Annotated in this window: 11 protein-coding genes; 8 read left to right on the top strand and 3 right to left on the bottom strand. The window is 66.2% G+C overall.

Going from position 1 to position 9698, the window contains the following annotated elements; genetic code table 11:
• Window positions 1–290: 290 nt before the first annotated feature.
• The 3 genes from Q7T84_RS07900 to gatC form a co-directional block, all read right to left on the bottom strand.
• A complete protein-coding gene (locus tag Q7T84_RS07900) occupies window positions 291–992 on the bottom strand; it encodes a DUF4336 domain-containing protein (RefSeq protein WP_304807487.1) in 702 nt (233 codons plus the stop codon).
• A gap of 264 nt (window positions 993–1256) precedes the next feature.
• On the bottom strand, window positions 1257–2729 hold the full coding sequence (gene gatA / locus Q7T84_RS07895; RefSeq protein WP_304807485.1) for an Asp-tRNA(Asn)/Glu-tRNA(Gln) amidotransferase subunit GatA: 1473 nt from the start codon (window positions 2727–2729) through the stop codon (window positions 1257–1259).
• A 1-nt stretch (window position 2730) separates the two neighbouring features.
• Window positions 2731–3018, bottom strand: coding sequence for an Asp-tRNA(Asn)/Glu-tRNA(Gln) amidotransferase subunit GatC (gene gatC, locus Q7T84_RS07890; protein ID WP_056734781.1), 288 nt, complete (start codon window positions 3016–3018; stop codon window positions 2731–2733).
• A 78-nt stretch (window positions 3019–3096) separates the two neighbouring features.
• On the opposite strand from gatC, the gene ruvX reads away from it, so the two are divergent.
• The 8 genes from ruvX to Q7T84_RS07850 all read left to right on the top strand — a co-directional run bounded on the left by ruvX (window position 3097) and on the right by Q7T84_RS07850 (window position 9515).
• The gene (ruvX, locus tag Q7T84_RS07885; protein WP_304807480.1) at window positions 3097–3570 is read left to right on the top strand and encodes a Holliday junction resolvase RuvX; all 474 of its coding nucleotides are present in this window, start codon (window positions 3097–3099) and stop codon (window positions 3568–3570) included.
• 48 nt (window positions 3571–3618) lie between these two features.
• On the top strand, window positions 3619–4596 hold the full coding sequence (locus Q7T84_RS07880) for an aspartate carbamoyltransferase catalytic subunit (RefSeq protein ID WP_304807478.1): 978 nt from the start codon (window positions 3619–3621) through the stop codon (window positions 4594–4596).
• Window positions 4596–5186, top strand: coding sequence for a TIGR00730 family Rossman fold protein (locus Q7T84_RS07875; RefSeq protein ID WP_304807475.1), 591 nt, complete (start codon window positions 4596–4598; stop codon window positions 5184–5186). Before Q7T84_RS07880 ends, Q7T84_RS07875 begins: the two co-directional genes overlap by 1 nt.
• Window positions 5183–6475 carry a dihydroorotase gene (pyrC, locus tag Q7T84_RS07870; protein ID WP_304807473.1) on the top strand — a complete coding sequence of 431 codons (1293 nt, stop codon included), beginning with the start codon at window positions 5183–5185 and terminating at the stop codon, window positions 6473–6475. The genes Q7T84_RS07875 and pyrC overlap by 4 nt, the downstream gene beginning before the upstream one ends.
• A gap of 360 nt (window positions 6476–6835) precedes the next feature.
• Window positions 6836–7339 carry a hypothetical protein gene (locus Q7T84_RS07865; RefSeq protein WP_304807471.1) on the top strand — a complete coding sequence of 168 codons (504 nt, stop codon included), beginning with the start codon at window positions 6836–6838 and terminating at the stop codon, window positions 7337–7339.
• Window positions 7340–7764: 425 nt separating this feature from the next.
• A complete protein-coding gene (locus Q7T84_RS07860; RefSeq protein ID WP_304807469.1) occupies window positions 7765–8007 on the top strand; it encodes a hypothetical protein in 243 nt (80 codons plus the stop codon).
• A gap of 47 nt (window positions 8008–8054) precedes the next feature.
• Window positions 8055–8732, top strand: coding sequence for a glutathione S-transferase family protein (locus tag Q7T84_RS07855; protein WP_304807467.1), 678 nt, complete (start codon window positions 8055–8057; stop codon window positions 8730–8732).
• A gap of 354 nt (window positions 8733–9086) precedes the next feature.
• Window positions 9087–9515, top strand: coding sequence for a nuclear transport factor 2 family protein (locus tag Q7T84_RS07850; RefSeq protein ID WP_304807465.1), 429 nt, complete (start codon window positions 9087–9089; stop codon window positions 9513–9515).
• The last annotated feature ends 183 nt before the right edge of the window (window positions 9516–9698 follow it).

Raw genomic sequence — 9698 nt, 5'->3', positions numbered from 1 at the left:
GGGGTCCTCGACAACCGCTTTGAGCTTTGGACGCTGACGACCACCGCTTCTTGAAACGAACTTAGCCCTTGGGGGACTATCATTCGGCAGGCCTGCGCCTGCATCGGGGTCGCGAGCAATACGCCGCAAAATGCGATGGCTGTGATGATGCGCATATCCGAGACCCTATCGATCTCCGAGCTGTCCAGGAAGCGGACGCGGGGAACTTCGCCTAAGGGTCGAAGCGGTCATGGGCTGATTGGCCTGAACCGGACATCGAGCGAAGTGGAGGGGTTCGGACCAGCGTCGCGTCAGCCCGTCAACCACCGGAACGCCCTGGCGATGAAGGCCTGGCCGTCCTGCTCCACCGGCTGGCCGTGGGCCATGACGACCTTGCTGGACGGCCAGTCCAAGATGCGCCGCAGCGCCGCGCGGCCCGCGCGGCGATCGGTGAAGGCGGCGCGGAACTTCCGGGGCGTCGAGGGTTCGGGCGCGGTCATCAGGTCCAGGCGCGCGATGAGCGCCCGCCAACCGTGGAACCAATCCGGCGGGAACTGTTGCAGTAGGTCGGTGAAGAGCGCCGTGCCGCTGGCCCGGTGAAAGAAGACCGCCTCCGTGGTGATCTTGTTGCCCAGCATCAGGACCTGATCGAGATCGCCGGCCCACTCCGGCGGCGGCGCGTCGCCCAGTTCAGCGTCAATGACGAGATCCGGGCGCCGCTGGCGAAGGCCCGGCGCGCCGTAGAGCCTGGCCTGCGGGTAGGCCTGGCGCCACTCGCCCAGGAACAGGTGGTGCAGCGAGTTGGGCGCGACCAGATAGCGGACCTCGCCGAGATCTTGCAGTTCGCCGCGCAGGGGCTCGGAGAGCGCGACCGGCGACCAGATCAGGAGACCGCCGCCGGCCAGCCGGATCACCGCCATTCGGGTGGGGTATCGGAAGCCGATCACTTCGGTCTCCGGTCCCTCGGCCAGCCATATTTCCGGGCCGAACGGCCGCAGCAACGAGGCGCTCATGAAATCCCCAGGCGTTCGACGACCGATGATCGTCGTCGTGGGGCGTGACCATGCCGCCGGCCGAACCGGCGCTCAACCCCATGCGTGCCCGCCGTTCCTGACGGCAACCGGCGTCGGGCGCGAGGCGCTTAGGTTGTAGGCCGGTCCTGGACGACTCCGAACGCCAAGTGGCCGCGAAGTTCCAAGAGGCCGGCGACGACGGCGCGGCCGGCTTAGACAAGCGCTATGATCCCTGCCCTTTCGGGCAGGGAGAAGCTTAGCGGCCTACCACCACTTGGCGGGCTTGGCCTTGAAGTCGGCGGCCTTCTCGAGGGCGCCGCCGAGCGAGAACAGCGTCCCCTCGTCCAGCGCCTTGCCGATCAGCTGCAGGCCGAGCGGAAGGCCGTTCACATCGACGCCGGCGGGGATGCTCATGCCCGGCAGGCCGGCCAGGTTCACCGTCACCGTGAAGATGTCGTTCAAGTACATGGCCACCGGATCGTCGGCGTTCTCGCCCAGGCCGAACGCCGCGGACGGCGCGGTGGGGGTGAGCAGCGCGTCGACCTTTTCGAAGGCTTGGTCGAAGTCGTCGGCGATGCGGCGGCGGACCTTCAGCGCCTTCAGATAGTAGGCGTCGTAATAGCCGGCCGAGAGCACATAGGTGCCGATCAGGATGCGGCGCTTCACCTCGGGGCCGAAGCCGGCGGCGCGGGTGTTCTCGTAGGTTTCGGTGAGGTTGGCGCCCTCTTCGCGCAGGCCAAACCGCATGCCGTCATAGCGGGCGAGGTTCGAGGACGCCTCGGCCGGGGCCACGATGTAATAGGCCGGCAGGGCGTATTTGGTGTGCGGCAGGGAGACCTCGACGATCTCGCAGCCGGCGTCCTTGAGCCAGGCGATGCCCTGCTCCCAGAGCTTTTCGATCTCGGCCGGCATGCCGTCGACGCGGTATTCCTTCGGAATGCCGACCCGCAGGCCCTTGACCGACTTGCCGACAAAGCTCGGGAAGTCCGGGACCTCGATGTCGAGGCTGGTCGAGTCCTTGGCGTCGTGGCCGGACATCGACTTCAGCAGGATGGCGGCGTCCTCGACGGTCTTGGCGATCGGGCCGGCCTGGTCGAGCGACGAGGCGAAGGCCACGACGCCCCAGCGCGAGCAGCGGCCGTAGGTCGGCTTTATGCCCACCGTACCGGTGAACGCGGCCGGCTGGCGGATCGAGCCGCCGGTGTCGGTCGCCGTGGCGCCCAGGCACAGGTCAGCGGCCACCGAGGCGGCCGAACCGCCGGACGAGCCGCCCGGGGTCAGCTTGGCGTTGGAGCCTTCCGAGCGCCACGGGTTGATGACCGGACCGAAGGCCGTGGTCTCGTTCGACGAGCCCATGGCGAATTCGTCGAGATTCAGCTTGCCCAGCATGACCGCCCCGTCGCGCCACAGATTGGCGGTGACGGTCGACTCATAGGTCGGGATGAAGTTGCCGAGGATGTTCGAGCAGGCCGTGGAGCGCACGCCTTGCGTGCAGAACAGGTCCTTGATACCCAGCGGCGCGCCGTCCAGCACGCCGGCCTCGCCCTTGGCGCGACGGGCGTCGGAGGCCTTGGCCATCTCGATGGCCTTTTCCGGGGTCTCCAGCACGAAGGCGTTCAGCGGCCGGGCGGCCGCGACCGCCTCGACGTGCGCCTTCGTCAGTTCCTCGGAGGAGAACGACTTGTCAGCCAACCCGTCGAGGGCGGCCTTGAGCGTGAGCTTGGTGAGCGAGGTCATTCTATTCCACCACCTTGGGAACGACGAAGAAGCCGTCCACGGTCTTGGGCGCGTTCGAGAGCACCTTGGAGGCGTCGCCGCCCTCGGTGACCACGTCCTCGCGCATCGGCGCAGGCATGTGCACCGCCGAGGTCATCGGCTCGACACCGTCGGTGTCGACTTCGCTCAGTTGTTCGATCCAGGTCATGATGCCGTTCAGCTCGCTCGCGAGCTGTTCCAGCTTCTCCTCGGGCTCGGCGATCCGCGCGAGCCTCGCGACCTTACGGACGGTCGCGGCGTCGATGGCCATGGGGCCCTCCTAATGGTTCGAGGGAGGGGTTAGCCGTGTGGGCCTCCCTTTGACAAGCGATGACCGCTATTGAGAGCCATGGCCGTTGTCGAACTGACTGAAATTCCCGCCCTGATTCCCCGCTATTCCGCCCTGATCGGCCTCGATCTGGGCGAGAAAACCATTGGCGTGGCGGTGTCCGACACCACCCGCATGGTCGCCAGCCCGCTGGAGTTGATCCGCAAGACCAAGTTCACCCAAGAGGCCAACCGGCTGTTCTCGCTGATCGACGGGCGCGAGGTGGGCGCCATCGTCATCGGCCTGCCGGTCAATATGGACGGGACCGAGGGGGTGCGTTGCCAGTCCAACCGCGCCTTCGCGCGCAACCTGCTGCGGCTGCGCGAGATCCCGATCGCCTTCTGGGACGAGCGGATGTCGACCATGGCGGTCAACCGCTTCCTGATCGACCAGCTGGACGCCAGCCGCGCCAAACGCGCCGGCCTGGTGGACCAGATGGCCGCCGCCTGGATCCTGCAAGGCGCGCTCGAGCGTCTTCGATCTGTGGGTGAATGAGCAGCAACGCTTGGCGCCTTCCGCCAGGAGGCCTAAGACGCCGCTTTAATGAGCGCAGCACCCACCGGTCTGAACGAGGTCCTTTCGCGGACCTTCCCCTTCCCGAAGCGTCACTTCCTGTCCGTGGTCGATCTCAACCCTGTTGAGGTCACCGGACTGCTGGATCTGGCAGACAGCTTCGTCGCCCTCAACCGACAGCATTCAAAGAAGCTCGACCTGCTCAAGGGTCGGACTCTGATGAACCTGTTCTTCGAGAACTCGACCCGAACCCAAAGCTCGTTCGAGCTGGCGGGCAAGCGGCTGGGCGCCGACGTGGTCAATATGAGCCCGCGCTCCTCGTCGATCTCCAAGGGCGAGACCCTGATCGACACCGCGGTCACGCTGAACGCCATGCAGCCCGACCTGCTGGTCGTGCGGCATTCCTCGTCCGGCGCGGCCTCGCTGCTGTCGCAGAAGGTCACCTGCTCGGTGATCAACGCCGGCGACGGTCAGCACGAGCATCCGACCCAGGCGCTGCTGGACATGCTGTCCATGCGCCGCGCCTTCGGCCGGATCGCCGGCCTGAAGATCGCGATCTGCGGCGACGTGCTGCACAGCCGCGTGGCGCGCTCGAACGTCGGGCTGTTGCAGATGATGGGCGCGGACGTGCGCCTGGTCGGCCCGCCGACCCTGATGCCCACCGACGCCGACCGCTGGGGCGTGGACGTCTATCACGACATGCGCAAGGGCATCGCCGGCTGCGACGTGGTGATGATGCTGCGCCTGCAGCTTGAGCGCATGGACGGGGTCATGGCCCCCTCGCAGCGCGAGTATTTCCGCTTCTACGGCCTGGACCGCGAGAAGCTGGCCTTCGCCTCCGATAATGTCCGGGTCATGCACCCCGGCCCGATGAACCGGGGGGTCGAGATCGACTCCGACGTCGCCGACGACCTCGCCGTCTCGCTGATCCAGGATCAGGTGGAGATGGGCGTGGCCGCGCGCATGGCGGTGCTGGCCTCGCTCGCGGCGCGCCTGGACAACGACTGATGAGCGCCATCGCCTCCGTCTGCGTGTTCTGCGGGGCGAGCCCCGGCGGAGACCCTGTCTATCGCGCCGCCGCCGAGGCCATGGGCCGGCAGATCGCCGGACGCGGCCTGCGGCTGGTCTATGGCGGCGCCAAGGTCGGTCTGATGGGCGCGGTGGCCGACGCGGCGCTGGGCGCCGGCGGCGAGGTGATCGGGGTCCTGCCCCACGCCCTGACCGACAAGGAAATCGCCCACACGGGCCTGACCCGACTTGAGGTCGTGGCCTCGATGCACGAGCGCAAGGCGCGGATGGCCGAGCTGTCCGACGGCTTCATCGCCCTGCCCGGCGGCGCGGGCACGCTGGAAGAAATCTTCGAGATCTGGACCTGGGGCCAACTTGGCTTCCACGCCAAGCCGGCCGGGTTCCTGAACGTGCGCGGCTACTACGACGGCTTGCGGAGCTTCGTGGACCACGCGGTCGGCGAGGCGTTCCTGAAGGCCCCGCACCGCGACATGCTGATTTTCCGCGAGGACTGCGTGGAGATGCTGGACGCGCTGGGCGCCTACGTCCCGCCCGTCGTCGAAAAATGGATCGGACGCCCAGAACTATGACCCAACGCCCGACCGCCTTCGTGAACGCCCGCCTCGTCGATCCGGCTAGCGGCTGGGACGGCCCCGGCGCGCTGCTGATCCGTGACGGCAAGATCGCCGACGTCGCCCAGGGCGGCGACCTTGGCACGCTCTCGGCCGACTTCGATGTGATCGACGCGCGCGGCGCCATGCTGGCGCCCGGCCTAGTCGATATTCGCGTCAAGACCGGCGAGCCCGGCGCCGAGACCAAGGAGACCCTGAAGTCCGCCGCCCTGGCCGCGGCGGCCGGCGGCGTCACCTCCATCGTCCTGCAGCCCGACACCGATCCGGTGATCGACGAGGCCTCGGTCGTGGACTTCATCCTGCGCCGCACGCGCGACATCGAACTGGTCCACGTCTATCCGGCCGGCGCCGCCACCAAGGGCGGCAAGGGCGAGCGCATGGCCGAGATCGGCCTGATGCGCGAGGCCGGCTGCCTTTATGTGACCGACGCCGACCGGCCGATCGTCAATTCCAAGGTGCTGCAACGGGTCCTGGCCTACGCCAAGAGCTTCGACACCCTGGTCGCCCACCGCCCGGCCGACCCCTGGCTGTCGGCGGGCGCCGTCGCCACCGCCAGCGAGTTCGCCGGCCGCATGGGCCTGTCCAGCGTGCCGCCGATCGCCGAGAAGATCATGCTGGAGCGCGACCTAGCCCTGGTCGAACTGACCGGCGCGCGGTTCCTGGTCGACCAGATCACCACCGCCTGCGCGCTGGAAAGCCTGGCGCGCGGCAAGGCCAAGGGCCTGCCGGTCACCGCCACCACCTCGATCAACCACCTGTCGTTCAACGAGATCGACATCGGCGACTATCGGACCTTCCTGAAGTTCGACCCGCCGGTGCGCGGCGAGGACGACCGCCAGGCGACCATCGAGGCCTTGGCCTCGGGCCTGATCGACATCGTGGTCTCGGCCCACGCCCCGGCCCCGGCCGAGGACAAACGCCTGCCCTATGACGAGGCCGCGCCCGGCGCCGTGGGCCTGCAGACCCTGCTGCCCGCCCTGCTCGCCTTCCATCACGACGGCCGCATCCCGCTGGTCGATCTGATGCGCACCGTCACCAGCCGCCCCGCCGAACTGCTGGGCCTGGCGGCCGGTCGCCTGGCCAAGGGCGCGCCCGCCGACCTGGTGCTCTGCGACCTCAACGCCCCCATCGTGGTCGACCTGGACAAGCTGAAGTCCAAGTCCCGCAACTCGCCCTTCGACGGCCGCCGGCTGTTCGGCGAAGTGCAGATGACGATTGTGGATGGGCGGGTCGTCTACCGGGTCTGACGGGCGGCCCCTGGCGATTTCTCAGTTTGAAATCCGCTCAGGACGAATATCCCAACGAGCACGTTTCGGCTGGCCCAAGATTGCCGGCAGGCAACGGGAGCCTCGCCCCATCCTAGGTCGGCTTTGCGACCGGTAGCGGATTTCCGCTATCGACCCGTCGCGGACATTTCTAGGTCCGCTCTCGGGTGAATCGCTGCTCATGCTCAGGTACCGGCGCGCATGACTTTGCAATTGCCGAGGGGTGTAACCGTGGCGGGGAATACGTCCTCTGAGGAGACCTCCATGCGTGCCCTTCTGCTTGCGCTAGCCACCATCGGCAGCTTGGCCGCTGCAGCGCCATCTCTCGCCCAGACCTTGAAGGTGAACCAAGACATCAGCATCGACGTCACCGGCTTTAGCGGCGATCCGAAGATCCTGTCCGACATGGTGACCAAGATCGAGTCCCTGAACGGCGGACGAGTGGCTGCGATAACCTTTGACAACGTCGGCGGCGCGCCGGGCTACTCCGCCATCGTGCTGAATGGATCGGACGTCAGGTTTTGGCGGCTCGCCAATCCGACCGGTGACGTTGTTGAGCTTACCGGTGCGTCCATTCCGTCGTGGATGTTGAACTGGAAGGCCCAACGGCGCGCGACCGCCGTCAAGGTCGCCAAGGTTTCGCTAGCCGACGCGATCCGCACGGCTGAAGCCTCACAGAGGAGCGCACCGGCGGTCGTGGCCGGCATTGCGCGAAGCGCCTCTAACCCCACTTCGGACGTCCAGGCCTACATGATCGGAATCCTGAAAAACGGCCGGCTGGAGCGCGTCGCAGTGAGTACGCAGTCGGGAAGGCCGATCGAGAACCCCGAGGCCCTGGAATGGTGAGGCAGGTGGAGTAGGACGTCCGCGGCTCCCTGCACAGGCGACGGCGCCCGGGCTCGGGGGGACTTGCCAACCTTCGCAGACTTGTCCGGGTCCGCTCGATGGTTCGCGGACATTGGCCGCGAGGCTTGCGGGCCCGTCGCGCTCGACCGGATTCCACCCCTCGCGGACGATTGGTGAATCTGCTTTTTAGGTCAGGCTGGCTAGACGTCCGCTATCAGGCCGCGGGTCGATTTCCGGAATCGACCCATAGCGGACATCATGTCCGCTCCCCGAGATCGCGACCTTCGCGCTGGTCTCCCTGCAATGGACTGGCCGCCTAGTGACAGAGCGGGCCGCCCAGACTGGCCACTTCGGCAATTGCGCCAGGTCAAGTCTGCCAATGGGAGTGCGTGCTTGTTTAACTCCCTTTGATGGAGGCGCGGGCCATGCAGATGTTCATGCTGACTCTGAAGGATCGGCATAGCGGCATAGTCGGGGTCGCGACGCTATTGCTCGCGAATGACGCTGCAGCACGTGATCAGGCTGCCATCCATTTAAGCGCCTCGCCTCATTTCCAGCGTGTGGAAATCCGGAGAGGGGCCCAATTCATCTGCACGGTTCATCGTGATGAACTCGACATGCTCGGCCGACCAAGAATCCCTCAGGCGTTACCTGCCAAGGCCGCCTAATGGACGAGTGCGCGGAGCCAATGATCTCAAGCGCAGGGAGCGCGCCCATGGCGACAATAAGGTTCCATTCGCTGGCCGAGAGCGCCTACCTCTGGACGGCGATACATGTCGCCGACGAAAAGGGCGTTGACTACGAGGTGGTCCCGCTGACGCCGGGTTCGCACGAGCACTTGGCGCTTCATCCATTTGGAAAGATGCCCGCGTTTCAGCACGGGGCGGTGGTTCTCTACGAAACCCTGGCGATTGCGCACTACATCGATCGCGCGTTCGCCGGTCGCCCCCTGCAACCCGTTGACGCCTTCGGCCAGGCCAACGTCCTGCGCTGGATCAGCGTCATCAATTCCTATGTCTTCCCGACAATGAACCGTTTCATGAAGGAGCGCCTGGTTCGCCCCGCATTCGGCTTTGACCCCGACGAAGCCTTTCTCGTCGAAGCTCGCGCCGGCTTGCTTCTGCAGATGCGCCTGATCGATGAGGCCGTCGCCGAGGGCGGGTTTCTGGTGGGCTCCGAGATGACCCTGGCGGACAGCTTCCTGCTACCGCAACTGCTCTTCTTCACCCGAACGCCGGAGGGATCGGCTCTGCTCGCGCGGTCACCCGCCGCCTCGGAATGGCTCTCCCGAATGCAGGCCCGACCCAGCTACGCCAAGAGCCCGATGAGCGGGATGTTCGAAATGTTCCAGCGCCTCAACGTGGAGGACAAACTCCTTTGGGCGGTGGACTAGGCTCGGGGAGTCGACACAACGGCGTTGACCTGCCTTGCTGGATCGGGCGCCAGCGAAGCGCGTGCGGCGGCGCCACGCTCAACGTCCGTTTTCCACCCCGAAGCGACGACCAGAGCGTCCGCTCCAGGTCCCTGAGCCTCGACAACGCTGAAAAGACCGGGTGACGCCAATTCCGGACATCGGGGCCGAGGCGAAAAGCGGACTCATGTGCAGGTCCGCTTCTTGGAATTTCGCCTTTGGCAGGATCCGACCCCAAGCGGAAATTCTCCTTCGCTCCTTGGGGGAACGCCTGATGTGCGTGCTGTGCCTGGCATGATCATGGTCAAGCCCCATGACCCCATGAGAGTGCGAACGATGTCTGACCATCTGACCCAACTGAAAGATGACGCCGTGGCTGCGGTCGGGCGATACATCGATGCCTTCAACCGTGCCGACGCCGAGGCGATGGGGGACTGTTTCGCGGTGCCGGGCACCATCCTTGATGGGATGGCTCCGCACCTCTGGCACGGCCCCACAGCGGCGAAGGACTGGTATCGGGACGTGCTGGTCGAAGGCGAACACCTGGGCGCGAACGGCTACCATGTATCCCTCGGCGCTCCGTTGCACGCCGACGTTACGGGCGATGCCGCCTATGTCGTCTCGCCAGCGACGATGACCTTTAAACTCAAAGGTCAGCAGGTCACCCAATCAGGGGCTTGGTTCACGACTGCGCTCACGAAAGTGGCCGGGACCTGGCGGATCTCGGCCTGGGCGTGGGCCAAGGGCCAAGCGGTCATCGAATAGCGTCCGCTCACCACCCTTCTGAGACCTGGGCTAGGTCCGCTTCTAGGCGCATCGCCAGCTGGCGGCGTTCTCGGGCCGTCAGCGCACCGTCTTGCGAGCCGTCCGCATCTTCGTCAGCCTTAGCCTGGGATTGGGCCACTCTTAAGTTGGCCCGACACCTATGCGGAGGCCGTCAACGACATC

Source organism: Phenylobacterium sp., assembly GCF_030654915.1.
Classification (GTDB): domain Bacteria; phylum Pseudomonadota; class Alphaproteobacteria; order Caulobacterales; family Caulobacteraceae; genus Phenylobacterium.
This window is presented reverse-complemented; position numbering and strand designations above follow the sequence as displayed.

Coding starts and splice junctions, on each gene's coding strand:
- Q7T84_RS07900 (WP_304807487.1), bottom strand. CDS start 992: ATGAGCGCCTCGTTGCTGCGGCCGTTCGGCCCGGAAATATGGCTGGCC.
- gatA (WP_304807485.1), bottom strand. CDS start 2,729: ATGACCTCGCTCACCAAGCTCACGCTCAAGGCCGCCCTCGACGGGTTG.
- gatC (WP_056734781.1), bottom strand. CDS start 3,018: ATGGCCATCGACGCCGCGACCGTCCGTAAGGTCGCGAGGCTCGCGCGG.
- ruvX (WP_304807480.1), top strand. CDS start 3,097: ATGGCCGTTGTCGAACTGACTGAAATTCCCGCCCTGATTCCCCGCTAT.
- Q7T84_RS07880 (WP_304807478.1), top strand. CDS start 3,619: ATGAGCGCAGCACCCACCGGTCTGAACGAGGTCCTTTCGCGGACCTTC.
- Q7T84_RS07875 (WP_304807475.1), top strand. CDS start 4,596: ATGAGCGCCATCGCCTCCGTCTGCGTGTTCTGCGGGGCGAGCCCCGGC.
- pyrC (WP_304807473.1), top strand. CDS start 5,183: ATGACCCAACGCCCGACCGCCTTCGTGAACGCCCGCCTCGTCGATCCG.
- Q7T84_RS07860 (WP_304807469.1), top strand. CDS start 7,765: ATGCAGATGTTCATGCTGACTCTGAAGGATCGGCATAGCGGCATAGTC.
- Q7T84_RS07855 (WP_304807467.1), top strand. CDS start 8,055: ATGGCGACAATAAGGTTCCATTCGCTGGCCGAGAGCGCCTACCTCTGG.
- Q7T84_RS07850 (WP_304807465.1), top strand. CDS start 9,087: ATGTCTGACCATCTGACCCAACTGAAAGATGACGCCGTGGCTGCGGTC.